Here is a 24,457-nt window from a genome sequence, read left to right as displayed (position 1 = left end):
ATGCCCAGGCGTCGCCGCACGGGCAGCGCCGGGTCAACCTTACGGCACCGTTTTTTTGGGCAGGAGCTGGCCCGCAGCCGAGAACCGGAACCAGCCTTCCATCCAGCCCAGTCCGAACAACGCCAGGGTCTGCTCGTAGTACGCGTTGGGACGCACGGGGTTGGTTGTGAGGCGGCGGCGCTGTGCCTCCAGCGCTGCATCGTCCCCTTGCGCCCGCAAAAAGGGCAACATCGCTGCAGAGAAACCCGACGGACCGGCTGCGGCGGCTAGGCCGCTCAATACGTCGATGGATTCCGGGGGATGCCCCTGCTCGCGCACGTACCGGGCCATCCCGCCCAGTGCCGAGAGCAGCGCTTTGCGGCCGGGCGACGCAGCGTGCTGCATGCCGACCCACAGGTACACACGGATCGCGTTGTAGCCGCCTTGGCCTTTCTCCTTGCCCTTCTCGTCGACCAGGAAGCCGAGTTTTGCGTCATAGAGAATCCAGTCGGGCGCAAACCCTTTGGGCGAGGCGCCCGCGATCACTTTTTCAGAGCTCTGTGCCAGTGGCTTCCACGCGGCGTGCGGGTAGAGCGCCGCAAGCCGGTGCATCACCTGCAGCGGTAGATAGCTGGGGTTGAGCTTCCAGCGGCCCTCGGCCTCCACAAATCCGCGGGGTGCGGGCAGCAGCGTGACGCCCAGGCCCGGCAAATCCGCCGTCTCTTCGGCCAGGATTCGCATGGCGAGGCGCGCGCCCAGGTCGTGATAGCGCGGCGATTTCCAGATCCTGGCGGCTTCGCCCAGTGCATACGCGATCCAGAGATCGGCGTCTGAAGCCGCGTTGCTATCGATGACGCCCCAGGTCCCGTCGGGCCGGCGGCCCCAAAGCCAGGCGGGCAAGCGCACTGCGAGGTCGCCGCCGCTCAGGTTGTTTTCGGTCCAGCGCAGGATGGCGTCGAATCCCTTGCGGTCGTTGGCCACGAGCGCGAAAAAAAGCCCGTACGCCTGACCTTCCGAATAGGTGCGGGTGCCGTCGTCATCGTTGGAGATCACGCGGCCGTCTTCGCTGACGAACTGGGCCTTGAAGTGGTCCCAGGCGGGCCATTGTCCGCCCCGGGCAAGTTTTGCAACGGCCGGCGGCTGGGCTTGCGCGTACAACGCCAGCGGGGCAAGCCAGCCAAGGCCCGTGAGCAGGGCTGTCCGTCGTGGCAGCGGTGCAGTCAACATGGATGTTCTCGTGGTCTGTGTGGTGGTAAAGGGGCTGCAGAGCTCGCGTGCTGCTCGTACAATCACTTTGATGCTACAAATAAAATAGCATTAAGTGCTTATAGAACAAGCGCTAGCGGCCAATTTGACTCAAATATTGGCCCGGCGGAACCGGTCTGAGCTGACACCGTGGTTGCACAGTGCTGCGCCAGCTTCCCTATCCTAGCCAGAAAGCTGTTGAGGCAGGCTCGCGATACTGCCAAGGGCTGACAGCACGCCAGGTTTTCTTCATCGCTGCGCGAGGTGGTGATTTGAACAGGGGCCGCCTTGTCGCGGGAAACGCCCAGCGTGTGGCACCAGATGTAGTCGCCACGCACCACCCCAAGCCTGGGTCCTACCCCGCCAGCAATGTGCTGGTCGCCAAACCAACGCGGGGGGACCCGGCTCTTGCCACTTTGTGGACCGCTACGCAGCGCCTGGTCTGGAGGGAGTCCGATGGTTCAGCACCGCCTCCACCATCAACCACAAAAGCGCGCCACGCAGCGCGTCTTGGGTGTCCTTCACTTCGGTCAACAAGCCGCGCTCCACGCAAATGGCGCGGCCGCTGAAGTTGTAGTCGTTGCCCTGCAAATGCTTCGCAAGTGCTTCGACTTTTTCGAAATCCTGGTCAGAGGTAGTGTGCGAAACGGTGATGGTGATTCCCATGAATAGCTTGCCTGCTAGCGACTTGCAGGGCGGTCATGGGCGCCCGCTCATCCCAGGCGGGTCGTTGCATGGAAAGTGACGCGTATGCAACGACGGCTCCGAGCCGGCGGCCAATTCGTCTTCAACCAGCAGGTGCAAGAGCGTCTCGCGCAGCTTGTCGTCGGTGTCCGTGACGAGGGTGTCAGCACCCCGCGACACGGAGATGGTCAAGCCTTCAAAGTTGGGGTCCGACTGCCGCAAAACCTGTGCCAAAGCAACGATTCGAGAGAAAACGTCGTTCGACACCGTCTGCGCAACGGTGATAGTGATAGCCATGGATAACCTTGGGTTGTGGGATTGCTGTGCCTGCGGCGAAGAGACCCAGCCCCGTTGGTCATCAATGCTGTCCATAGCGTGCGCCGGGGGCGGCGCGGTGTCTGTAGTCATTAGTCGCCGGAGACCCGGGGGCCGTCTTGTGCGCCCGACACTCGAGCGCCGGGGCGTGAACCGCAGCGCGAGAAAGATGTAGCTGCGTGACGGCGTTGTTCAGAATCAGCCACAGGCGGCTAGTGGATGCGCGCGCTCGACGTCTCTCCATGGGAGGGTTAAACGCTTTGTGTGACGAGGCGAACCACCCGCGCATGCCAGCTTCGCACCGAACATTGAAGCCGCTGGACTGGAGCTTCGTGATCAGAAGCTCGGGAGAGCCGAAGCTTCCGGCAGTGGCTTACTTGGGTTTGCCAACAGTCCGGTTACCTCTTGCATGCCGCCGCTGCATACCAGAGGTGGATTGCCACGGCGGTACCACACGGAAAAGTCACTAGCAGCGCGCCGGGCAAGGCGTGTGGACTGACGCTTGCACCCGCCAATACCGCCAGCACCTGCGGAACAACATTTGCCCCACTGAATGCGGCCAGCCATGAAGGCGGGGCAAGAACTAGCCACGCGCCCACCGTGCTTCCGCTGCTCATCCACACAAGCAAGGCGGCATACAGGAGCCAAGCGAACCAGAAGGCGAGGGTCAGAGTGCCTGCCATCCCAAGCTCCAGGACCCCCCAGAGACCCAATAGAACCAGAGCGGCGGAATGACCCATTGACGTTGACGTTGCCTGCTTACCCATAGGCCCATTGATGTTGGTCATGACCGGCATGGCCAGTAGGCCAGGCGGGGTCCGCGTGATGGCGGTTTGCCCGCAATGGGCGGCGGGTGATGATTAGGATGGGCTTACCCCTTTGTCGCCGAGGGCCAGCCGCTCCGTGCAGCACTCCGAAGACTGGACTGAACGACCAAGCGGTGAAACGGAGCAATGAGAAAAAGGTAGAGACGACCTAAGCGATTGTTGCAATGGACAACGGTCGACATAGTCAAGTGGCGTTGAGCGCCCGGCGATGGCCCCCCAGAGCACAGAACAGAAATCCTGAAGTCCAGGTGCTTGTCGTCTTCTCCAAAAACAACTTCAGTTGGACTTGTGCTGTAGACCCTAAAGATGCTGAGTCGGCCCGTTCCGCTCTGTGCCTCCAGTGATGCGAGATGCTTGGCTGTCTTCAAGCCGAACCCGGCCACGGCCGCGTCTCGAACCGCCATGAGGCTGCTGATCCATGGCGCTTGGTGAGCGAAGATAAACCTCGCCAACAGTTCGGGATGGGTCGACGCATCGGCGGGGAGTTCGATGGAGTAGGCGTCAGCAAGATTCACCGATGCGTAGACGTTGGCAATCGCCGATTCGGAAGGAAGCGGCACGGGGGTTACGTGGGGGTGTTCGATGGACATGTACGCGGTCAATGGTTAGTTTCTGAGGCACGAAGGCGAGAAAAAAAAGATCGAGAGCTCAGGTCAGCCAACCCCGCCCCGCAGCGAACAACAGCCCTGCGACCACCAGCAGCGCCCACAGTGGCGACGCCGGGAAGGCCACGATGCCCAGAACCGCAGCCACCAGCAGGTACAGCCCGATCAGCCCCAAGGTTTCCAAATCTCCCCCTTGGGCAGCCCGCAATGCGAGGTGCCCGCACAGCAAAAGCACGGGGCCAAGGAGCGTGAACCAGAAAGCCAGGCGACGCGTGTCATCGGCTTTGAAGGCGTCAAAAATTCCCTCAGATAGCGCCGCCATAAAAGGCTGTTTAAACCGCGCGAAACCCATAGCGATATGGAGAAAGCCCAGGGCTATGAGAGCCCAGGCAGCTGCTGTCTTCCAGTTACTGATCATAAATTCCATTTGATGAATGAAGTGAATTTATATCTATAAATACCAAGAATTTTCTTGTTTAAGAATAGTATTTTCCGATTGTGGTTTGGGCGCGACGAGTCTTCAGCGGTCGGCTAGGTAGAGCGCGAAGGCTCGTGATCAGGGGCCAGATTGCGTATGTTCAACATCGCGATGCTGGCGTGACCGGTCTGGAACCGCGAAGCAGTTGAGAGAACGCCTGGGCAGACGACGTGGCGCTGGTCGGTGTACGGGGCGCCTCTCCAGATGATCCAGAAGCCAAAGCCGTCGTGGGGTTGATGTCTCGCTAACTCGGCAAGGGCAAAGCGCTCATCGCATGCAATTCATGAGCGTCCGTCATGAACTGAGGGCAAGCTCACGGCTACTTGAAACAGGCCTAAACACTGGATTGGAGACGGCCCTCCGCGAATTGAGAAGGGATCTGGATATGAGACGCGTCACATCCAACGTCGCACAACGCAGGCAAGAAAAAAGCCGCTGCAACCTTTTGATTGCAGCGGCTTTGGTTTGGTGGGTCCTGAGTGACTCGAACACTCGACCTACGGATTAAGAGGCCGCTGTGGCAATACAGCCAGAAGCCGCGTGGCTACGCCATTTGCAGCATCGGTTCGTCTCATTCCGGGACCCGCGCACTGTATTTGAGGCAAACGGTTTTGCGGCCCCCCAGTTCATTCCCCGTTTGGATGGCTAGGCCAGCGTGCCAAAAGCGGTAAGTGAAGTGGCCCCTATGCATCTGCGCCGTATGCGTCCGGCCAAGTCACGTCGGTGTAGGTCCAGATTGCAATTCGCCCACGCATCGCTGGCGCGCTACCTCGATGGCAGCAAGCAATTCGCTTGTCACTGCAGGGTGCGTGGTCTCGCCCTTGGCCATTCGGTCGATGTGTTCCAGAGCTGCGCCGAGGGCCGTGACCCATCTCGCTATGTCACGGGACACCGAGCCGCTTGTGACGGAAAGATTTTGTTCCATTCAGCAGGTTGGCATGTCCCGGGATTGCCGTCTGTGCGGCATCGCACATATGGCGCCGGAACCACTCGCAGAAGTCGCGCATCGGTCAGATAAGCGCATCCGGCGGCCGGTGCCGCTTCATGCTGAAAGCGGCCTGCCCTCGCTAGGCCAGCTCTGTTTCGTTGGGCAACGCCGTCGCGTTCCAACGCGCTTTGATGTACTTTTCAGTGGTGGATTTATCTGAATGCCCGCAGAGCAATTGAATCTGCTCGATAGGAGTGCCGGCCAGCCACATGTCGGTCGCCCCTTTGCCCTTCAGGTCGCGAAAGCCGAAGCTCTCGATCTTTGCCAACTCCTTCTTCTTGCGTGCGGCGTTTGCCTTCGCGATAGCCTTAGTCAGCATCGACATGATCCCGCTGTAAGTGTAGGAATCCCCTCGGCGGTTGTGCACCAGCGTCTGATCGAGGTGGGGCACGGGTCCCATTGCCCGCATAACCAGAATTTCCAGCTGCTCAGTCATCGCGATCTTGATGCGACGTCCGGTCTTTCCCTGTGTGAATTGGATGACCCGTCGCTTGCTGTGGGGGTCGCGAGCGAGGATCGCAGGCGTCCATTCCAGAATGTCGCTCTCCGGTCGTTGCAAGGTCCGATAGGTCAACTCCATGAGCATGCGCACCTGAGTGCCGGCGGCTTCGTACACGGCCTGATACTCCTCGTGGGTTACATAGCGCTCTCGCTGCGTTTCTGTATTGCTTTTGGTCCCGCTGGCCTGCATACACGGGTTGATCGCGAGATTCGACTGTCCAGTGCGCATCAGCCAACTCAAGCACGAGCTCAGGCACGACCGCTCGCGATTGGCGCGCACTGGTCTGCCTTCCTCGGCACCAATATCCAGGTACGCTTGCACATGCTTCGGCTGGATGTGATCAGGCAACATCCCTCCGAAGTAGGCCTTCAGCGGCTCGACGTTCTTCGTGTAGTCGTCAAGCGTGCGCTGTGCAAGGGTGCCTGCCTTCACTCGCACTGCGCAATTCACAATGAACATGTCCAACCAGTAGGCAACGGTGCCATAGGTGCCGGCTGGGTCGTTGTAGACCGACGCACGAGCTTTCGCGGCCTTCACGTCCGAGCCCAGGTGTTCCCACCTCCCATCACGGTGGCGGTAGTAGAAGGCCCCATGCTTGAACGAAAGGCGTGTGCCGTTGAGGCCGAGCGGGTCCCCGTCTTTACGCAGTCGCGCCATGTTTCTTTTTGCTCAGGTGGTCCCGTAGCGCAGTAACGTTCGGGGTGGTCATTGAAGGCGCAGGCGCTGCCGCTTGCACCGTGATTCTGGTCGCGCCCAGCACTCGGTCCAGCTCGCTGCGCATCAGCAGCGGGCGGCCATTTGGCTTTCGCCGTACGAGCAGGCCCAGGCTTTCCAGGTGCCGGCACTGCGCGGCCGGTTGCTCCAGGGGGGCGCACATCTCGACAATTTCCGCGTCGGTGAGCCATGGTGGGGAGAGGTGGGCCGCGTTCATGTGGCAACCACCGTCAGGCCGCGGCGCTCTCTGGCGTGGGCAGCACTGGCCATTCCACAACCAGCAGCACGTCGAGGAATTCGATGCACTCGCTCACCGCCTCGGCCAAGCCCTCCAGCGAACCCGAGTTCTCGATGTCCCCGTGGGAGTTGATGGCAACGTCCGGCGCTCCGTCCTGCCGCAGCTGGGGTGCCTCGGCCAGGTCGATGCGATGGACGCGCACCACCTTCGCACCCAGCCGACGCAGCATGGTTTCTTGCGCTGTGGTGGCCAGGTCAGGCACAACGATGCGCGACCAGCCGCAGCCCACCAAGCGCCCAATCTGGCGCTCAACCTGCCGGCAGTAGAAATCAGGGATGAACCGGCAACGGAACTCTGCCCAACGCTGCATGGCCCATGCCGGGGTGCGCGGCGGCGGCAGTGTTTCGCCACCATCGGTAAGCCAAAGCATGAAAGCGGGGTCGCTGCACACACCAGCCGCCAGGGCGTTCAACGGGGTATTGCGCAGGCGGGGTTCAGACAGCAGGCGCACGTCCAGGCGCCAAGCCTGCGCTACGTCGCGCTGCACGGCCTCTGTGAACGACACGGCCGCGAAGCCCTGGCCGGGGGCCAGCATCGACGCGATGGTTTTTTTGCCGGTGGCCGGCTTGCCGGTGAGGGCGACTATCAGGGGTTGTTTCATGGGTTTCCTCGGGTTCATGTGAATCAGTCGTCGATGTCGCCAGCCGCGGCCCGCTTGCGGTCAAAGCAGGGCGGGTGCATGGCAATCGGCCGTGTCGGCGGTGAGCGGGCCTCGGCCTTCGCTGTGGCGATGCGCGCCATGAAAGTGGCCTGCAGCCGCACCAGGCGCATGCGCACCGGGTCGGCCATCACGGCGTCGTAGTCGGCGGGCCAGTCGCGGCACGCAGGCAGGTGGGCCAGCGCCTGCCAGGCCGCGCGCATGGCTTCAACGCGGGGTAGCGTCATGCCGCGCTCCAAGCGTTGATGTGCATATGCGCGGCAGCAGGGCCGCACGCCTCCACGCAGCTGCGTGCCGTAGCCACCGGCTGCACGCCGAAGACATCGCGCACTGCCGGTGCGTTGCAGTGGCGCACGCCGTTGCGGTCCACACCGTGGCTGCACAGAGCGCAACCACGCAGAGGCGGCACCAGCAGGGCCAGGGCTTGCAGGTTCATGGCTTGGGCCTCGCGGGTGTCCGTCAGTGCACCGGGTGGCGCGGAATGGACCGATGCTGCGCTTGGGCGCAGGCGTCGGCCCGGTTGCGCATCACCCCGACCGGCTGCACGCCGTGAGTGGCCACCAGAGCCGGGCAGTGGCACAGCAGCTGCTGGGTAAACGGGCGCCCATGGGTGCAATGCAGGCAGATCGCGGGAGTCCATTGCGCTTGTTCCTCGGGCGTCATGCACTGCGGCGGCCGGCGCGCTGGGGCAGCGTCACCACAGTGGCGCCCTCGGGCTCAAGTTCCAGCGTCTGCTGGGCGGACTGCGCTTCCTGCTGCGCCCTGGTCAGTGCGCGGCGGGCGCGCTTGAACGTGTCCGCGATGTTGGTGTGGTCCCTATCGACGTAGCGGAACTTCGGATTTGCGAGGCCGCCCAGCGTGGGCATGGTCAGTTTTGCGGGCACGGTCATACCTCCTGCAGTGGTTCAGGGTTGAAAAAACTCGGGGGAAGGGTGGGCAGCGGGCCGGTGGGGTGGCTGCTGCGGTTCGGCTGGCGTTGTCCAGTCCTCGATTTCGTGGCGCCCTCGGCCTAAAAAGGCCCGGCGCAGCTCGCCGGTGAGGCGTGCTCTACAGTTATTGAAACAAGTCCAAGGCGCCGCCTGCGCGGCGCGGGCACCGGGGTCCGGGGTACCAACAGCTACCCGGTTCCACGCTTGCCGACGCGAGATGAGCCACCGGCCCGATTGCAGCGCCAGGCCCACGGCCACCTTCTTTTCCACGTCCTCGCCGTAGCGGTTCGTGGTCTTGGTTTCGCGGTGCGCCACCGACATGGCCCACTCGCCGCGCTTGCGGCAGGGGCCGCCCATCAGCTCCATAAACCGGCGCCAGTCGGCTTTAATGGACCCGACCTTGTGCACGGCGCCATAGATGCGCCAGGCGATGGTGTCGCCCTCAATGCGGGCTTGCTCTACTTGGTCGTGCGTCACGCGGCGCATCTCGCGCCAGGCCACCACGCTGGGCTGGCCGATGGGCTGAAACTGTCGGATTCCCCACGTCGCGGCCCAGGCGTCCACACGCACGTAGCCGGGCACCTCGCCCGCGCTCACATCGAACAGCTGACCCTGCGCGTGGCCATCGGCTTGGCCGTCCAGGTGGTTGATCTGGTACGAGCCGCCCACGTTCTTGGCCACGTATTTGGCGATGTACGCAGCGGCGCCGCCGGTGTCCAGCCACTTGATGTTCACGCGGTTTTTGCGGGCACCCGTCTCGGGTGTCATCAGCACCGACCGGGCCTTGCGTCCGACTACCTCGGGGAACTCCCAGTCATCGGGCTTGAGCCAGTGCTGCCGGATGATGGCTGACGCCTGGCGCGCTTCTTCGCGCGTTTGGAACCAGAACAGCGAGTGCCAGTGCGGGCACCCATCGTGGTGCGGCTCGGCCACGCGAAAGCCGTAGAAGCGGATACCCGCCTTGTCTAACGCTGTGCGCGCATCGGCCCAGCGCTTGCACAGCCAGGCTTGTCCCTCGCGCGGGCTGGAGCCGTCAAATTTCGGGTTCTTGCGCGACGGCAAGCGTGTGCCCTTGAGCGGTGCCAGCATGGCGTGGAAGCGGCTTGGCAGGGTCTGCGTGAAGAACAGGCCCACATGGCCCGCCGCGTCGGCGTATTCCTCGCAACCGCGGATGCGCACCATCAGCTCGCCGCGGCGCACATCGCGGTCAGACACACCCAGCTTCGCCAGCTCGCCCAGGCGGTACACCTGGCCGGCCTCATTGCGCACTAGGGTGTTTTCCATCATGGCCGCGGCGCGCGCCAACTGCTGCTGGCGGTTTTCCACCGCTGCGTTGCTGCAGTAGCCGCCACGCTGGTGGTTCACCACGCCCAGCTTGATGGCGCCCAGCTCACGAATCCGCGCCACCTTCTGGCGCAGGCGCTTGCGCCAGAACGCAACGTCCTGGCCCTTGCCGATCACACCCTTGCGCGTTTCGGCTTCGGGTGGGTCCACATCCAGCAGGCCGCACGAAGCCAGCACCAAGGCCTTTTGTTCTGCCTCGCTCAGCGGCTCGGGCCACAGATCCATCAACCGCGTAACGGCCTCGGCGACAGCTTGCGCACGCTCGCAGATATCCGAATCGCTCATGCTCCAGTGCAGCGCGTCGCCGTGCTCTGCCTTGAATGCTTGCAAACGCTCCAGCCATGCACTGTTGCGCTGCCACACAGGGGTGTCTGGCTGCGGGCGCCGCAGCTCTGCCACACCCTCGGCCCACTGCTTGGGCAGCGTTGCCGTCAGCTTGGCGGCCAAGGTGTTGGCTTGCCAACGCTCTACGAGGCCCCAGTCCCGGTATTGGCTGCGCTTAGCCATTACCAGCGCCCCGTCAGTGCATGCAGCCGCGAAAACTCGCGCCGCGCAAAGCGTGCCTCAGCCTTCAAGGCCACACGCTCAGGCTCGGGCAACTCGCGCCAGTGCCGCTGCGCCAGCGCGCCAAGGTCACCATCCACACCGGCCAGCAGCATCAACGCCATGCGGTGCGTTTCTGCCAGGCGCGCCCACTCGCGTGATTCAGCGTCTGACCATTGCATCTTGCTGGCCACCTTCACGAACTCATCGCGCAGCGAGCCATTGCCCACCCCAAACAGGCGGGCATAGTGCTCACGCGCCACGGGTGACTGCAGCGGCTCGGCGTGCGTTGCTTCAGACATGCTCAGCGGCCCCCAGCCTCACGCACTGCGGCGATGTACCAGGCATCGCCGTACAGCTGCTCGACCCAGGCCACGGCCCCGGCGCGGTTCAACGCTTGCACACGCATGCGGCGGCGGCGGTGGTGCACGTCGATGTGCGTCACGCGGTAGCAGCTCATGGGGCCAGCTCCAGCAGTGCGGCCACCATGGCCGCCAGGCCAGCCACCATCAGGGCGGCAGACAGCCACAGCAGAGGGATGGCGTCCGTCACCAGGGCAACAGCCACCACTGCAAAGGCCAGCGCGCTGATACGTATTGCTATCAAGCGCATCCCGCTGCAAACGGCCCGGCGGGTCGGATTTCTGGTGGTTGTCATAGGCACTCCAAAAACTCAAGGCGAACGAATCCCCCCAGCGCCCAAAAAGGGCACCGTCAGGCGTGTGGAAAAGGGAAGGGGAGGGGCGCTACCCGGCGGCGGGCATCGCTTCAAACAGATCGCCGGTCACCAGGCCGCCAAGGCGCGGCCGGTAGTCGGCCGATGGCATGGCCTGCAGCTGCTGTTGTAAGAGCGCGCGCTTGATATGCGTGGACATGGGCAGCACCACCGTGGGGTCAGGCGTGGCCGATGGGCTGATGGTCCGGTTGATTTCCGTCACCGTCGAGAACACATGCCCGCACTCGAAGTTGCGGCACTGAAAGATCGTTTCTCGGCTGGTGGTGGTCAGCTGCCCACTGTGGCGCGTGTAGGCGTTCTGTTTGCAATGCGGGCACATCATGCGCATGGGTGGCGATCCTCAATAACTGCAGCGGGCGTGAAGTAGTGCGCACAAACGGCCATGGGCTCGGCGGCAGTGCGTACAGGGGCCAGCACAATGGACCCACCGCGATTGCTGTGTGGATGGGCGAGCAAGCGGAGCTGCGGCGTGACATAGGCCACCGCGCCAATGGCCGTGCGCACTGCCGAAAGCCCAAAGCGGCGCGGTTGGGCATGAAGAAGGCGCACGACGTCGATGCTTTCAGACGGCGGCGGCGAGTGCAGCGCGGCGGCGTTTGTGTTCGGCCACCCCGAGGCGATAGGCATGCAGTGCAAAACTACTAGCGCTGCGACTTTCCTCGCTGGCCAACTGGAATGCCTCGTCGCGCTCTGCCTGGGTCATGCGCAGTGCAATGGGCTTGTCGTGGATTAGCCGGTTTGAGGCTAATGCCGGACGCATTTCCGTTCGTGTGGTCAGTTGGGTAAACATGGTCCTGCCGTGCCTGTACTATTTAGGGTGACTTGGTTACAACGTAGAACGCATTCTGCACGGAATTCCGTGCAAGTCAATAGATGAATACAGAATTCCGTGTTTTGGTCGCTGGCCGTTTACGTGAGGAACGGGAAAAACTGGGCCTTTCGCAAACCGATATGGCCGAGCTCGGCGGGACGAAAGCGCGAACCTACCAAGACTGGGAACGAGCTGTGGCTGCGGTGGGCACGGAATTCCTGGCACTTGCAGCGCTGCGAGGGTTGGATGCCGCCTATGTTCTAACCGGCGTACGCGGTAACTCTGGCAATTTGTCCCCCGATGAGAGCGCACTGTTGGATCTGTACAAGCGCGCCGATGCAGATGGGCGAGGCATCGTGCAAGCTGTTGCAGGACTCGCCAGCAGAGGCAGCGGTGTTGCCAATCAGAGCGGTGCTCACGTGCACATCGCGGGCAGTGTGGGCCAGCAGGTCCAGGGCGATCAGACCGTAACAGCGCCTATGACCTTCAATGTAGGGAAGGGCCGCAAGTGAGGCACAACTGGGGACGTCCGGTTCCCCATAACAGTTGCAGAGCTTCGAGCCCGATAGCTGCAAGCGCGTCAGGACGGAGCCACGGGTAGCGTTGCAAGAGTGAGAAGAAGACGATCAATTTCAACGGGTTTTACGAAGTGGCCCGCTAACCCTTGAGCGACGCTGCGCTCACGATCACTGGTTTGGCCGAAACCAGTGAGCGAGTACATTGCGGGCGTTGCGCCACCCATTTCCTTACGAATTTGGGCTGCCAGTTCATATCCGTCCATCACCGGCAGATCGACGTCTAGTAACGCTACGTCCGGCCTGAAAGTGGACGCCAGCGTCAAAGCCGTGGCGGGCTCGTACGCGACACGGACTTCATGCCCACTCATGCGCATCAAATCTGCCAGAAGATCTGCAGCGTCCTGGTTATCGTCAACGATGAGAACTTTCCGCGAGGGCCCCTTACTACTCATACTCATTGGGACAAGTTCATCGGTCGCTTGAGATGAAGCAGCAAGGGGGATGCTCACCGTGAACGTACTGCCCAAGCCCGGCCCACCACTATCAACATGTACGGAGCCCGAATGGGCAACGATCAAACTCTTCACTAAGGCGAGCCCTACACCGAGCCCTCCCTCAGCCTGGTGCACCTTGCGGGTACCTTGAAAGAAGAGGTCGAAGACTCGGGGCAGCACATCCGAAGAGATGCCCTGCCCGTTGTCAGATACGGATATGACGGCAAAGCCATTGTCGCAACGGGCCTTCAGATGAATTTGTCCACCGTCAGGCGTATACCGTGCCGCGTTGGTAAGTAGGTTACTCACCACCTGCGTCAGACGAACGGGATCGGCTTTGCAGAGCATCCCTGTGTTTGGAAAATCCGTATGAAGCGTGTGTCCCCGCTGCTCGATCAGCAAGTTCACCATCTCGACAGCCTTAGTTAAAACAGGGCCGAGCTCTACAGCCTCGATACGCAGGCTCACCTTTCCACGTGTGATGCGCGAGACGTCCATTAGATCGTCCACCAACCGTGTAAGGTGCCGCACTTGGCGATGAATGATCGCTTGCTCCCTCGAACTGGTAAGGTCGCCGCGACGTTTCATGAGTTCGAGCGATGTCACGATTGGCGCGAGAGGATTACGCAATTCATGCCCGAGTACGGCTAAAAACTCGTCCTTTGCATTGGCCGCAATCTTGAGCTCTGCAAGAAGCGCCTCGCGCTCCATCTTCGCAGTTTCGGCAAGCCGCCTCGCCACAACCAAGTCTGTGACCTCCACAGCCACAACCATCAGACCTTGAACCTTTCCGGTGCCGCGGGTGATCGGTTGAAGGTTGAACTTGAAGAAACATTCCTCTAACTGACCGCTACCGGTGCGGTCAAGGAGCATGCGGTGCTCATGCGCGACGAAGGGCTCACCAGTTGCAAAAGCATGGTCCAAAGCGGCTAGCGCGTCGCTATCCTGGAGTTCAGGAAAAACTTCGAGATAGGTCCTTCCTTCCAATTGCTGACGCCCGACCATCGTCTTGTAGAGATCGTTCGCCAGCTGAAACCTGTGCTCGGGCCCCATCAGCAAAGCGGTTGCAACAGGAGCCTCACGCAAGAGTGCGTCCCTTTCCCACTCCACGTGTCGCAGTGCCACACGCTCGCTCACATCTCTAGAAAAGCAACGTGTGTAAAGCAGCTTGCCGTTTTCAAAACGAGCACTGGAATGGATCAAGACGTGCCTGATTTCGCCATTTTTGCAGCGGACACGCGCCTCGTAGTTGCGCAGTGTTTCGCCGGCGGTCAGGCGTTTAAGGATGTCGGCAATGACGGGAGGATCTACGTGGAACTCCGTGATGTTTTTTCCGATGTATTCCTCGGCGGCGTAGCCCAACAATTCCAGTTCTGCTTTGTTGGCCCAGAGAATAGTGCCGTCGTACCCGACCTGGTGCAGACACTCGACGCCGTTCTCGACGAACTCAGCCAACTCAAGGTGGTGGACAGGGTTTTGATGCATATGGATCTCCGCGGTCGTGCCGACGTCAAGTGACGGGGGAATCGTTTGCATAAAGAATTTATCCACGCCAATTTGTGAGCAGGGGCGGTTCCCTTCGAATGCGCGCTCTGGTCCGACGGCAAGCAAGGTTAATTTTCGCAGCAAAGCGCCCATTTGTAGAAACCACATCAATGCACGAGAGCTCTGCAACAATTTGCATCATCGCATCGACCACGAGGATCAACTGTGCAGGGACAAGGGAAAGTAGTGATTGGCAGAGACGCCGGGCAAGTGGTGGCCGGGAACGCGATTACTCACATCAACAAGTACATCGAGAACACTAGTCAGGGCGCGCTTGCCATGGCTTTTTTTTGGGCTCCGCGAGTGTGGCCCTTGCATGGCTGTGCATGACAAACGTTATCCATGGGGCCACGGCGCGCGCCTCTTACCTGCATGATGAGATAGCCGCTTGCCAATACCAAGGCGGAGCCTACTCAGTGGGGGCAATCCAACTGATGGGTAGAACTGAGAAGGTCTGCACGATAGTCGATGGGCTTCCAACTTGGATACGCGGATAGCCGCGTTTACTGCCCCTCCGCGGCTAAGGATCGGTTGTGGGCAGGGGGACACGCATTTCAAATTTAGTGCCCAGCTCTTCTGTTGAAGATACATCCAGGACGCCACCATGCGCTTTCGTCAGTTCGTTAACGATGTACAAGCCCAAGCCGACATTACGGTTGGCGCTACCTGCCTCCACTCCACGAACCATTGGCGAGAATAATCGCTCTCGTGCCTCTGGCGCGATAACTGAGCCCCAGTTATGCACGGCCACCGTCCACTGACTTTGGTCGATGGAAGACGTCACCGTGATGTTCCTGCTGGAATCTCCGTAGATCACAGCGTTGGACACCAAATTGCCTATCGCTTGCGCAATACGGTTTGCGTCCCCGTGGCAAATGCTCGAACCGGAATGAATGTGAGCGATCCGGCGCCCAGGATATGCCAGCGAAAGCTCTTCTACGGCGTGCGCCACCGTCTCGCGCAAATCTATCTCAGCCGATGCCACCTTAAGGCCGCTTCCGATACGTGCTGACGTGAAATCCAGCAAGTCTTTGATGAGCTGGTTAGCTCGATCTGCCGCCCTGTTGATCCTGCTCAGCATCTCGTTCTGATCTTGGGGTACGCCTTTTTTCTTCATACCCTGGACGCCCAAACGGATCGCGGCCAAAGGGTTACGAAGGTCGTGGCTCACGATCCCGATCATCTGCTCGGCGAAAAGTGCGCGGTCTTCCGACTGTTTTCTTAGCCGATTTGCCTCATCAAAGGTGCCTTCGATTTTCTTGCGAGACAGGAGTAGTTCACGTTCATATCGATCTCGGTCACGAGCGATGAACGCAGCTACTCGAAGAAACCATTTGTCGCCATGCTGATATCGTTTGGCGTTGAACACAACCGGTACCGTCGATTGATCTCGATGCAGCAAGTCCAGTTTTACCTCGGCCACTGATCCTTGCATCGCTACAAGAGGTGCAAGGTGGGTTTGATAAAAGATCTTGCCGCCAATCGTAAAGAAATCCTGGAGGTACCGTATTCCAGCGACCTCCTCTCTACGGTATCCCATCCATTCACAGAAGGTGGTGTTGGATTCGATAACTAAGCCTTTTGAGTCGGTAGTGACGATGCCGCATGGAAGGTCCTCAATTGAATCGAAAAGCGCACTTCCATCGTGAATGTGCATCTCAGAGGCCCTGGTCCCGAAGGAACTGGTCCATTGCTTGCGAGCTCGCACTTGGTTGACTTAGGTGAGGGCAGTGCCCCACGTTTTCGATCACTCGTAACGTACTCCGCGGCAATACCTTGTGCATGTACTCACCCACCGCGACGGGCGCGATCATGTCTTCATCGCATTGCAATATGAGCGTCGGGGTTGTGAGGCGCTCCAAGTCGGCCCGGCAATCGGACAGGAACGTTACCCGCGCAAAATGCTTCGCGATTTCTGGATCAGTACGACAGAAACTGTTGCTCAGTTCTTCCCCCAACTCTGGTCTGTCCGGGGCGCCCATGATCGCTGGAGCCATCGTGCTAGACCAGCCCAAATAGTTGCTTTCCAATGCATCCAGAAGGGATTCAATGTCTTTGCGCGTGAAGCCGCCGACGTAGCTGTCATCGTTGATGTAGCAAGGCGAAGGCCCCACCATCACATGTGCAGCTACCAAGCCAGGCGACGCGATGTCCGCTAACATTCCGATCATGGCGCTGACAGAGTGTCCAACGACTACCGCGGGTCCTTGCGCGTACTCCTGCATGATTTCAACCAAGTCGTTCGCGTAGCCTTGCAGCGTGCTGTATTTGTCTGGATCGAATGCCTTCAGGTCCGAGTTGCCGCTACCGACGAGATCAAATAGCACTGTTCTGTATCTGCTCGCATATGCAGGGGCCATGAGCCGCCACATGTTCTGATCGCAGCCAAACCCATGAGCGAAAAAAATCGTTGCTGGGCCTTCACCTAGAACGTGCACGTTGTTACGAACTTGTGTAGTCATGTTGAAAGATTGTTTTCTGCGCTGGTCGACCCGCTCGCGGGTGGGCTCAGGAGCTTACCAGCGCGACGATACGCCTTGTAACTGCACGTTACGCGCCTTGCCTCGGCATACTCCTTTTCCTGTCATTTCATGCTGAGTCTGAGCCGGCGTGGCGGTCAACTGATGGGCTGTTCGAAATTCTGTACAAAGGGAGATGAGCAATTAACATGGCCAGATAGAGCGTATCGGCCTTTTTGGCATCACTGCATGGATTCACATACTGATGAGGTAATTGCCAGGGTCAAGAGCGCATTCGCGTCGATCCACTGCCAGCGCGACCTTGCTGAATTTGTGGAGTCACACCACCTGTCGCGCGCGCCTGTTGCCGAGGAAAATACTGAGGAGCTGTACTCAGGGACGTTTTGCGGCCTGCAAGTTTCCGTGACCGCTACCACTATGGTGATGGATTACATGGCGGCGCCGGGGCTTAGGTGCCACGTTATGGCCTTGCAGCTTCGGGGCCCCGGTGAACAGTTCAACCGCCCCGAAGTGGTGCTGCGCTTTGACGAGTCGTAGGTCGGGTAATGGGTTTTCACTTCAAAATGCTTTCGACCATGATGCGCAGAAGGGCGCCGCGCAAGATGTCGTCAGTGTCTGCCACGAAGGTGACTGCCCCACGCTTTACAGTGATTGCTCGACCCTTGAAGTTGTGATCGGCACGAGTGAGGTGCTCGACCAGGGCCTCCACTTGGAGGAAGTCTGCATTGGACACATCGGGCGCGATGGAAACGGTGATGCTCATGGCCGAAGAAAAGGCTACGGGAAGGCGAACCGGTAAGTTTGCTTTCCACTCAGTGGCGCTGCGTCAGCGCCTTCCTACTGTTTTGTCGGTCCGAGCGCTGTCGAGCGGGCCAAGCCGCTTGGACGGACCTTAACAAAGCGAACCGAGCATAGAGTCCGATTCGCCTTTTATAGCGTCTTCGACAAGTAGCTGTAGGAGCTTCTCTCGCATCTTGTCGTCGTCATCTGTAACTGCGACCGCGACCGAAGTCGATGGGCCCCGTTTGACCGCTATAGGCAAATCATGAAAGGTGAGATCTGCGGTTTGGAGGAGTCTAGCTAGGGATTCGACGCGCGCAAACACCTCTTGGGGCACCGTCTCTGCAACAGCAATTGTGATACTCATAAACCGACCTCTGAAGAGCTGTGATGATTGGGGCGAAGAGACCCAACTCCATCGGTCATCTATGCAAGCTCATCCTGAGCTTTTCGCACCGAAAGCTGTGTAAGGAATTGTCGCCATGCTTTGACTTATCGCGGTCATTTCTGTCTGGCCGTTTCCAGTTCAATGCGGGTAGTGAGTCCGGCTTCCGCCATGTTGTGCGTAAGCTTGACCACAAGCCAGTGGGTGGCGTCGATTTCAGGCTTGAATCCCCGCAGCGTCACCTGGGTCTGCGGCATCAAGTCGGGGCGGCCCATGGCAAGAGTTAGTTCCATGGTGGCTTTGCCGCGCTCCACTCGGCCTTGTTCGGCGCGTGCGGCGGCCACGGCGTCATCCTCGCTGCCGTAGGTGTCCTTCAGCCGCTTCTCGTTGTCCTCAGTTCCCACCAGCACAGAGCGCTTTTCAGCGCGGTTCTTATCGTGCCAATAGGCGCGCACCCCGCTGTAGCTGTGGCGGTCGGCTGTGTGGTATCGGTGGCTGTCACCGGCCGCGCGGGTCAGCGTGATGGCCTCCAGTTCCTCGCCCGTGCTGCTGCGGGTGCCGTTGATGGGTAGGAACACCAGACGGCCTTTCTTCACCGTGGCCACGGCGTCGTGCTTCTTGGCCAGGCGCGTGAGGAAGTGCAGATCGCTTTCGTTTGTCTGGTCGATGTGCGCCACCTTGGCATCTGCCAGCGTGGCGTCTACGCGTGGCACCAGGTTGTTGCGCTGCGCGATGTCACCGACGATGGAACCCAGCGTCGTGTCGTGCCAACTGCGTTCATTGCGCGTGCGCAGCTGGCGGCGCATCTCGGCCGACCTGGCGCGGATGCTGACGCGATCCGGCGCCCCTGAGTGCTCGATTTCGTCCACCTCGAACAAGCCTTTGTCCACCAAGCGAAAGTCTCGCCAGCCGAGCTGCAGGGCGATCTCTGCGCCCTTGGGTGGCAGGTTCATCTCGCCGTCTGTGTCGTCAAGCTCGATGTCGAGCTGGTCGGCTTCATCGCCGCGGGATTCGGTGAGGGTCAGCGACATCAAGCGCGCCCGAATGTTGGCGGTGATGTTGCGGCCGTCCACCGTCAGCGCATAGGCCGGGGCGTCGTACAGCTGCGCGGTTTGCAGGTGGTCGTTCAAAGCCACCACTCCCAGTAGTCATCAATGGGGCCTGGGTCCACACCGCCGCCCGGCTCGGCTCGGATGTCATCCACCCGCTTGAGCTGCAAGTCAAACTCCACGCGGCGCGGTACGCCCTGGCCGGTTTGCAGGGTGCCGGTCTCGTTGACGTTCTCGATGACGTAGGCGCCGAAGCTTTCGCCCGCGCCAGACACCAGAGCGAAGGCCTTGCCGCTGTCCCCCATGTCGCGCAGCTGGTCAAGGTAGATGCGCCTTCCTGCGAACTCGGGCACCAGCAAGCCCGACAGGCAGATGGTGTCATCACCTGGCCCGAGGGACTGGCTGGCCGGGCGCGCTCCCACGCGCGAGTTGCTGGGGTGGCGCCAGCTGGTCTGCCGCTTGAAGTCGTTGAATGCCAGCGTAGGCAGGCTGAAAAGAAACTGCCCGAGGGCCATCATGTGCATGGTGTGCTCCGATCAGTCGATGTCATGCAGGGACGACAGGGCGCGTGAGCGGCCCGCGCGCTCGCGCCGGTCTAGCTCGGCGGTAATTGCCCGGGCCAGGGCCTTGTCGTCCATGCCCGGCGCAGCGTTGATGGTGATGTTGTAGGTGTTGCCCCCACCCATGCCCGCGGGCGCCACGGCGCCGGCCGCCGACAGCGGGGCGCGGGCGTCGATGCTCAGGGCGGCAGCATCGGCCGCTAGCGGCATGGTGGCGGTTGCTGCAGTGGCCATGGCAAGAGCGGCCGTGCGCACGGCCCCCTGGCCGCCTGCAATGCCCAGCGCGGCCCCTTCGCTTATCCAGCCGCCGTACTGCATGAACACCTTGGACGGCGAGGCAATGCCCAGCTTCTCGCGGAACCAGGCGCCTATAGCCTCGGCCACCCCCGTCACGGCCTCCCGCACGGCCGCGAGCCGGCTGGTGATGCCGTTCATGAGGCCGTCCATCAGGTCAGAGCCTGCGGAGAAAAACCGATCCTTCAGCGCCACCAGGTCTTGCCACAACGCAGCGGCGCCGGCCGCGGTGCTGGCCCACCAGGCCGACACTGCGCCCGACAGTTGCTGCCAGATCGCCAGCAGCCCGCCCTTGATGCCGTCCCAGTTGCGCCACACCATGTAGGCGGCCGTGGCCATGAGGGCGAGCGCCGCGACGATGGGGTTTGCCAGCAGGAATACAGCCACCGTGCGGAGCACTGCCAGCAGCACCCCGGCACCACCACTCAGCAGGGCGAAGGCCTGGCCCGCCAAATAGCCCACCCGGTACAGCAGGCCCATACCCGCAGCCGCCGCGCCTGTTGCAGCCTTTGCGCCGAACAAGGTGGCGGACAGCCACGCGAACGCGTAGCGCAGCAGCATCGCCTTGCCAAAGACAAGGGCCAGCGGAACCAGCAGCATGCCCAACACCGCCATCAGGCCAGACACGGCCACCGCAGAGCCCACCACCCATTTAACGAGGGCAGGGTGCTGCTCAACGAACTTGCCGAAGCGTTCGATCAGCGGGTTGATCGCCTTGAGCAGCTGCAGCAGGGCAGGGGCCAGGGTTTCGCCCACGGTCGCGCTCAGGTTGAACGCGCGGTTCTTGGTCATTTGCCATTGGGCGGACAGTGCTTGGTTGCGCGCCTCGGCTTCGCGGCCCATGGAGCCCTTGGCCTTGTCGCCCGTGGCCAGCCCGCGCTGTCGCGCCAGTTCATCGGGGTTGGCTACCAGCTTGGCCAGGGTGTCTGAGTGCTCTTTTCCGACCAGCTCCACCATCACGCCTAGGCGCTTTTCTTCGGGGAGTGCGTTGATGGCTTCCATCACCTTGTTGAGGGTGCCCATGGCGTCGCGCGTCATGCCGCGCTCCAGTTCCTCGGCCGACAGGTTCAACTCGCCGAGGGCGCTGCGAAACCCTTTGGTGCCTTTGGTTGCGGCCGCGATGGTCTGCAGGATCGAATTGGTCGCGGTGCCGGCGGTCTCGGTCCGCTCGCCCAGGGTCAGCAGGGTGGAGCCCAGCGCCGCATAGTCGCGCGGGTCCATCTTGGCCGATGCCGCCACGCCGGACACGCGCGTGATGAAATCGATGATGTCCGCGCCCTTGCTGATGGCGTTGTCGTCCAGAAAGTTGATGGAGTCAGCCAGGCCCCGAATCTCTGTCAGGGGGATATTGAAGGTCTTGGCCACCTTGCCCATTCGCTCGGTGATTTCATCGGGCACAGCGTCGAAAGCGGTCGCCATCTCCGACGCCATCAACGTAAATTCTTTGAGCTTGTCGGTAGGCACCTCCATGCGGGCCGAGGCCGTCATCATGTTCGTGATTTCGGTAGTGGCCAGGGGGATACGCCCGCTTAGCTCGCGCACGTCGCGCTCGGCCTGTCGGTAGACCTCGGCGAGCTTGCCCATCTCATCGCGCGCGCCTGGCACCTGGCGTGCAATGCCGATCATGGCGTCTTCGTGCTTGGAGTAGTTCTTCACCGGCCCCATGCCCACGTCTACCCCGCGGCGCCCGGCGGCCTGCATGGCAACGCCAGCCCCTGCCACCACGCCGGCATGCAGCAGTGCCTTGGAGTGCTTGTCGCGCAGCTCTTGCAGGTGGCGCTGCTGGGCGCCCAGGCGCTGTAGCTCGGCGCGTTGCTTGGCCATGGCGGATGTGGCGCTGTCGATGTCGGTTTTAAGCCGTGCCTGCGCGGCGGCCAGGTTGCCCGTCACCCCCATGGCATTGAGCGCGGCGCGCGCCTTGACGGCCGCCGCCTTTTGCAGCTCCAGCGCGTCGGCGAGCTTGCGCACCCCGTTTTCCTCCCGCTTGAGCTGCGCGGCTGTGGCTGTGCCGCTGGCGCGCATGCCGTCGAGCAGCGCCTGTTTCACCTTGAGCGCGTTGTTCAGCCGGGCCAACTCGGCGGCATGCTTTTGCACGTTGCCCACAGCGGCCTGCTGGTCGTTCAGTTCCTTAAGCCGGTCGCGGGCGGCCTTCAGCGCGCGGGCGGTGTCGCCGCTGGCGCCGCTGATGCGCTTCATGGGGGCCAGCACGCGTTCGGCTAGGTCGAGCACCACGCGCAGGCGCAGTTGGTCAGCCATGGCGGGGCCCTTGGTACGGGTTCAGGTGAGAGTGCTTCATGGCAGGCGTGTTGCTGTGGGGAAGGGGCGCGCGTCAGTCCTGCCGCTCATGGCGGGCGCGGGCTCGCTCGCGCCACTCCATCAGCTCTTGCAGGGTGAATCCGGCCATGTCGGCTGGCGTCCAGTGAAAGACCATGGCCAGGTCGGCCATGGCGTTCTCTACTCGGTCAGGAAGTCCGCCTTCTGTTCCTTGCTCAACAAAAAACCGATCACCACGCCCCCCAGCGCCACCAAGTCTGCGGGGTCCAGATTCGCCATATCCTGCTTGTGCAGCATGGGCGAGCTGATGCGGGGTACCACGGCCTGAATGGCCTCTACCTTGAGCTGCAGCAGCTCGGTGAGCGCAATGCCGCGCAGCTCGCCTGCCTTGGGCTTGCGCAGGGTTACGGCGGTGATGAGTTGATCGCCGTGGCGCACGGGGGTGTCGAGCGTCACGGTGTTGGGGGCGGCCTTGTCGGCCACTTTGGTGGCGGCGTTGGCAGGGGCGGTGGTCTGGTCTTGAGTCGTCATGGTTCAAGTTCTCGAATGGGGGGAGGGGGCGCGACCCTCTCGGGGCCGCGCGGTGGCTGGCCGGGCGTTAGATACCCAGTGCCTGGCGAACTTCGGCCAAGCGGTCCACGCCGCCCACCATCTCCACCATGTTCACGGCGTCCACCTCGACCAAGGTTTCGCCGTTCATCACCAGCTTGTAGTAACTGATGGCGCTTTTGATCTTGATGGCCGTGGGCTCGCCGGCCTTCGCAGAGCCCGGGTCAATTTCGGAGTGCCGGCCACGCACCACCACCTCTAGGCTGTCCACACCCTCGCTGTCGTCGGCCTGCAGCGCGCCGGCAAAGCGCAGCAAAACACCGTCGTGGCGCAGCGTGCCCCACTGGGTGAACAGCTCTTTCATGTAGCCGGCGGCGGTCCATTCCATCTCCATGGCTTCCATACCGAAATCGAGCTTGACGGGGGCATTCATCCCGCCGCTGCGGTAATCCTCCATCTTGCGCGACAGCTTGGGCAGGTTGACCTCTGGCACTTCGCCAGCATGCGAGGTGCCGTCGTTGAACAGCACAAAGTTCTTGAGTTTGCGGGGCAGTCCCATGTTTGTTTCTCCGGTTGTTGTGGGGGCGGGCCGCGCTTACTGGCCAGTGCCAACGCGCAGGGCGAAGTCAGCGAAGTAGCGGTCGGTGATGCGCTGGCGAAAGCTCAGGTCTTCCAGCGGTGGCACGGGCGTGTAGTCGTAGTCGATGGTCAACTTGCCCGTCTTGAGGGTGGCGGTTTCGTTGATGTCTTCGTCGTACCAGGCGCGGCCGTCGAGGATGTAGCCCAGCGACTTGAGCTCGCGGAACTTTGCGTTGATGCCTTCAAGGATGTCTTTCACCAGGGACGGGTGCAGCGGCTTGTCCACCGCCCACATGTGCCCCTCGGCCATGGTGTCGGCCAGAATTTGCGCCGTGCGCGTGGCGGTCTCGAAGAAGAACAGGCCGTTTTTTTCGGTGGTGCGGTTTCCCCAGAAGCGGTGCCCGGTGGACTGGATCAGCGTTGTGATGCCGCCGTCGTTCAAGATGCCGGCGTCGGTGTCGGAGCTTTGCAGATCCCAAAAGACATCCTTGGACAAGCCCAGCACGCCATTCACTGGCACGTTCGACAGGGACTTGTGCCAGCCCTGCTCGGTGTCGATGCGGGCGCGCAGGCCCATCGCATAGGCTGCGGCGGGCACTTCCACCACACCAGTGCCGGTCTTCAGCGCCTTCCAGTTGGGCCACAGCAGCATCAGCTCTCGCGCGCCGAAGTGGTCGCGGTAGGCAAGCGCTTCGCTGATGGTGTCACCCTGCGCGGCGGCGTACACCATGGCGCGCAGCTTTTGGGCCACGGACACCATGGCGTCGGTCACTGCCTGGCCATCCAGGCCAGGGGCGCCCAGGATGCGCGGCTTTACGCCCAGCTCGGCCTGCGCCGACAGCAGGGCTTGGAGCCCGGTTTTTTTACCGGCGGGGGAAGTCGTGCCGATGACCTTCACCGCTTGGTCCGCGGCTTTCTCCTCATCGTCTGCGCCCACACCATCCTCCACGCGCACGATGACCAGCACCGGCCGGGCTTGCTCCTTGATGGCGTTGAGCGACGCAGCCAAGGTGCCCAGCGTGCCGGCCTTGCCGATGGCCGCATCGATCTTGGTGACGAGCACCGGGGTGTTGAGGGGGAAGGCCGCGGGATCAGCGTCGGAGGCTGTGGCCACCAGGCCAATCACGGCCGTGGACACGATGCGGATGGGGTTCAGACCGTCATTGATTTCAGTGACGCGCACGCCGTGGTGGAAGTTGGCAAGGGTGGCCATGGGCTCTCCGGTTGGGAAGGGAAAAATGCGATGTGTTGATCGTCTTTCCTTCCCTCGCGCAAGGCCACCAGATAGGCATGTG

The 24,457-nt window shown here is 61.6% G+C and carries 30 protein-coding genes; 2 read left to right on the top strand and 28 right to left on the bottom strand.

Going from position 1 to position 24,457, the window contains the following annotated elements; all coding sequences use genetic code 11:
• Positions 1-39: 39 nt before the first annotated feature.
• From bcsZ to ACSQ3Q_RS18015, 17 genes are all read right to left on the bottom strand, one after another.
• Entirely contained in the window at positions 40-1,206 is a 1,167-nt protein-coding gene (bcsZ, locus tag ACSQ3Q_RS18095; protein WP_436135714.1) for a cellulose synthase complex periplasmic endoglucanase BcsZ, read from the bottom strand.
• 444 nt (positions 1,207-1,650) lie between these two features.
• On the bottom strand, positions 1,651-1,890 hold the full coding sequence (locus ACSQ3Q_RS18090) for a hypothetical protein (protein WP_436135713.1): 240 nt from the start codon (positions 1,888-1,890) through the stop codon (positions 1,651-1,653).
• Between the two features lie 33 nt (positions 1,891-1,923).
• Positions 1,924-2,205 (bottom strand): hypothetical protein, encoded by a 282-nt coding sequence (locus ACSQ3Q_RS18085; RefSeq protein ID WP_436135712.1) that lies wholly within the window; start codon positions 2,203-2,205, stop codon positions 1,924-1,926.
• An 889-nt stretch (positions 2,206-3,094) separates the two neighbouring features.
• Positions 3,095-3,640 carry a DUF2867 domain-containing protein gene (locus ACSQ3Q_RS18080; RefSeq protein WP_436135711.1) on the bottom strand — a complete coding sequence of 182 codons (546 nt, stop codon included), beginning with the start codon at positions 3,638-3,640 and terminating at the stop codon, positions 3,095-3,097.
• A 58-nt stretch (positions 3,641-3,698) separates the two neighbouring features.
• Entirely contained in the window at positions 3,699-4,082 is a 384-nt protein-coding gene (locus ACSQ3Q_RS18075) for a DUF6463 family protein (RefSeq protein WP_436135710.1), read from the bottom strand.
• 1,118 nt (positions 4,083-5,200) lie between these two features.
• Entirely contained in the window at positions 5,201-6,280 is a 1,080-nt protein-coding gene (locus ACSQ3Q_RS18070) for a tyrosine-type recombinase/integrase (protein ID WP_436135709.1), read from the bottom strand.
• Entirely contained in the window at positions 6,264-6,554 is a 291-nt protein-coding gene (locus ACSQ3Q_RS18065; RefSeq protein WP_436135708.1) for a hypothetical protein, read from the bottom strand. The genes ACSQ3Q_RS18070 and ACSQ3Q_RS18065 overlap by 17 nt, the downstream gene beginning before the upstream one ends.
• Before the next feature lie 13 nt (positions 6,555-6,567).
• Positions 6,568-7,236, bottom strand: coding sequence for a hypothetical protein (locus ACSQ3Q_RS18060; protein ID WP_436135707.1), 669 nt, complete (start codon positions 7,234-7,236; stop codon positions 6,568-6,570).
• Between the two features lie 23 nt (positions 7,237-7,259).
• Positions 7,260-7,520, bottom strand: coding sequence for a hypothetical protein (locus ACSQ3Q_RS18055; RefSeq protein ID WP_436135706.1), 261 nt, complete (start codon positions 7,518-7,520; stop codon positions 7,260-7,262).
• Positions 7,517-7,729 carry a hypothetical protein gene (locus ACSQ3Q_RS18050; protein ID WP_436135705.1) on the bottom strand — a complete coding sequence of 71 codons (213 nt, stop codon included), beginning with the start codon at positions 7,727-7,729 and terminating at the stop codon, positions 7,517-7,519. Before ACSQ3Q_RS18050 ends, ACSQ3Q_RS18055 begins: the two co-directional genes overlap by 4 nt.
• Positions 7,730-7,952: 223 nt before the next feature.
• Positions 7,953-8,177: a hypothetical protein gene (locus ACSQ3Q_RS18045; protein ID WP_436135704.1), complete on the bottom strand. Its 225-nt coding sequence runs from the start codon at positions 8,175-8,177 to the stop codon at positions 7,953-7,955.
• Between the two features lie 21 nt (positions 8,178-8,198).
• Positions 8,199-10,073 (bottom strand): replication endonuclease, encoded by a 1,875-nt coding sequence (locus ACSQ3Q_RS18040; RefSeq protein ID WP_436135703.1) that lies wholly within the window; start codon positions 10,071-10,073, stop codon positions 8,199-8,201.
• On the bottom strand, positions 10,073-10,411 hold the full coding sequence (locus ACSQ3Q_RS18035; RefSeq protein WP_436135702.1) for a hypothetical protein: 339 nt from the start codon (positions 10,409-10,411) through the stop codon (positions 10,073-10,075). The genes ACSQ3Q_RS18040 and ACSQ3Q_RS18035 overlap by 1 nt, the downstream gene beginning before the upstream one ends.
• Positions 10,412-10,413: 2 nt before the next feature.
• Positions 10,414-10,569 carry a hypothetical protein gene (locus ACSQ3Q_RS18030; RefSeq protein WP_010465933.1) on the bottom strand — a complete coding sequence of 52 codons (156 nt, stop codon included), beginning with the start codon at positions 10,567-10,569 and terminating at the stop codon, positions 10,414-10,416.
• Positions 10,566-10,766, bottom strand: a complete 201-nt coding sequence (locus ACSQ3Q_RS18025) for a hypothetical protein (RefSeq protein WP_436135701.1) — start codon at positions 10,764-10,766, stop codon at positions 10,566-10,568. The genes ACSQ3Q_RS18030 and ACSQ3Q_RS18025 overlap by 4 nt, the downstream gene beginning before the upstream one ends.
• Before the next feature lie 88 nt (positions 10,767-10,854).
• Positions 10,855-11,172: an ogr/Delta-like zinc finger family protein gene (locus ACSQ3Q_RS18020; protein ID WP_436135700.1), complete on the bottom strand. Its 318-nt coding sequence runs from the start codon at positions 11,170-11,172 to the stop codon at positions 10,855-10,857.
• Positions 11,173-11,406: 234 nt separating this feature from the next.
• Positions 11,407-11,634 carry a hypothetical protein gene (locus tag ACSQ3Q_RS18015; protein ID WP_436135699.1) on the bottom strand — a complete coding sequence of 76 codons (228 nt, stop codon included), beginning with the start codon at positions 11,632-11,634 and terminating at the stop codon, positions 11,407-11,409.
• A gap of 83 nt (positions 11,635-11,717) precedes the next feature.
• Here ACSQ3Q_RS18015 and ACSQ3Q_RS18010 point away from each other — a divergent pair, with 83 nt between their 5' ends.
• Positions 11,718-12,167: a helix-turn-helix domain-containing protein gene (locus ACSQ3Q_RS18010; RefSeq protein ID WP_436135698.1), complete on the top strand. Its 450-nt coding sequence runs from the start codon at positions 11,718-11,720 to the stop codon at positions 12,165-12,167.
• Between the two features lie 68 nt (positions 12,168-12,235).
• Here the strand turns inward: ACSQ3Q_RS18010 and ACSQ3Q_RS18005 are convergent, their stop codons facing one another.
• From ACSQ3Q_RS18005 to ACSQ3Q_RS17995, 3 genes are all read right to left on the bottom strand, one after another.
• Positions 12,236-14,320 carry a PAS domain-containing hybrid sensor histidine kinase/response regulator gene (locus ACSQ3Q_RS18005; RefSeq protein WP_436135697.1) on the bottom strand — a complete coding sequence of 695 codons (2,085 nt, stop codon included), beginning with the start codon at positions 14,318-14,320 and terminating at the stop codon, positions 12,236-12,238.
• Positions 14,321-14,732: 412 nt separating this feature from the next.
• Positions 14,733-15,869: a PAS domain-containing sensor histidine kinase gene (locus tag ACSQ3Q_RS18000; protein WP_436135696.1), complete on the bottom strand. Its 1,137-nt coding sequence runs from the start codon at positions 15,867-15,869 to the stop codon at positions 14,733-14,735.
• Between the two features lies 1 nt (position 15,870).
• Positions 15,871-16,674, bottom strand: coding sequence for an alpha/beta fold hydrolase (locus ACSQ3Q_RS17995; protein ID WP_436135695.1), 804 nt, complete (start codon positions 16,672-16,674; stop codon positions 15,871-15,873).
• Positions 16,675-16,920: 246 nt separating this feature from the next.
• Between ACSQ3Q_RS17995 and ACSQ3Q_RS17990 the strand changes: the two genes are divergently transcribed.
• The gene (locus ACSQ3Q_RS17990; RefSeq protein WP_436135694.1) at positions 16,921-17,229 is read left to right on the top strand and encodes a hypothetical protein; all 309 of its coding nucleotides are present in this window, start codon (positions 16,921-16,923) and stop codon (positions 17,227-17,229) included.
• A 16-nt stretch (positions 17,230-17,245) separates the two neighbouring features.
• Here the strand turns inward: ACSQ3Q_RS17990 and ACSQ3Q_RS17985 are convergent, their stop codons facing one another.
• The 8 genes from ACSQ3Q_RS17985 to ACSQ3Q_RS17950 all read right to left on the bottom strand — a co-directional run bounded on the left by ACSQ3Q_RS17985 (position 17,246) and on the right by ACSQ3Q_RS17950 (position 24,375).
• On the bottom strand, positions 17,246-17,455 hold the full coding sequence (locus ACSQ3Q_RS17985) for a hypothetical protein (RefSeq protein ID WP_436135693.1): 210 nt from the start codon (positions 17,453-17,455) through the stop codon (positions 17,246-17,248).
• Between the two features lie 518 nt (positions 17,456-17,973).
• On the bottom strand, positions 17,974-18,996 hold the full coding sequence (locus ACSQ3Q_RS17980; protein ID WP_436135692.1) for a phage late control D family protein: 1,023 nt from the start codon (positions 18,994-18,996) through the stop codon (positions 17,974-17,976).
• Entirely contained in the window at positions 18,984-19,430 is a 447-nt protein-coding gene (locus tag ACSQ3Q_RS17975; RefSeq protein ID WP_436135691.1) for a phage tail protein, read from the bottom strand. Before ACSQ3Q_RS17975 ends, ACSQ3Q_RS17980 begins: the two co-directional genes overlap by 13 nt.
• Positions 19,431-19,442: 12 nt before the next feature.
• Positions 19,443-22,016, bottom strand: a complete 2,574-nt coding sequence (locus ACSQ3Q_RS17970; protein ID WP_436135690.1) for a phage tail tape measure protein — start codon at positions 22,014-22,016, stop codon at positions 19,443-19,445.
• Between the two features lie 73 nt (positions 22,017-22,089).
• A complete protein-coding gene (locus ACSQ3Q_RS17965) occupies positions 22,090-22,206 on the bottom strand; it encodes a GpE family phage tail protein (RefSeq protein WP_436135689.1) in 117 nt (38 codons plus the stop codon).
• An 8-nt stretch (positions 22,207-22,214) separates the two neighbouring features.
• Positions 22,215-22,565 (bottom strand): phage tail assembly protein, encoded by a 351-nt coding sequence (locus ACSQ3Q_RS17960; protein ID WP_436135688.1) that lies wholly within the window; start codon positions 22,563-22,565, stop codon positions 22,215-22,217.
• A gap of 67 nt (positions 22,566-22,632) precedes the next feature.
• Complete coding sequence (locus ACSQ3Q_RS17955; protein ID WP_436135687.1) at positions 22,633-23,142, bottom strand: phage major tail tube protein; 510 nt, start codon at positions 23,140-23,142, stop codon at positions 22,633-22,635.
• 36 nt (positions 23,143-23,178) lie between these two features.
• Positions 23,179-24,375 carry a phage tail sheath protein gene (locus ACSQ3Q_RS17950; protein ID WP_436135686.1) on the bottom strand — a complete coding sequence of 399 codons (1,197 nt, stop codon included), beginning with the start codon at positions 24,373-24,375 and terminating at the stop codon, positions 23,179-23,181.
• Positions 24,376-24,457 lie beyond the last annotated feature (82 nt).

Source organism: Acidovorax sp. LjRoot129, assembly GCF_964253765.1.
Lineage (GTDB): Bacteria > Pseudomonadota > Gammaproteobacteria > Burkholderiales > Burkholderiaceae_C > Acidovorax.
This window is presented reverse-complemented; position numbering and strand designations above follow the sequence as displayed.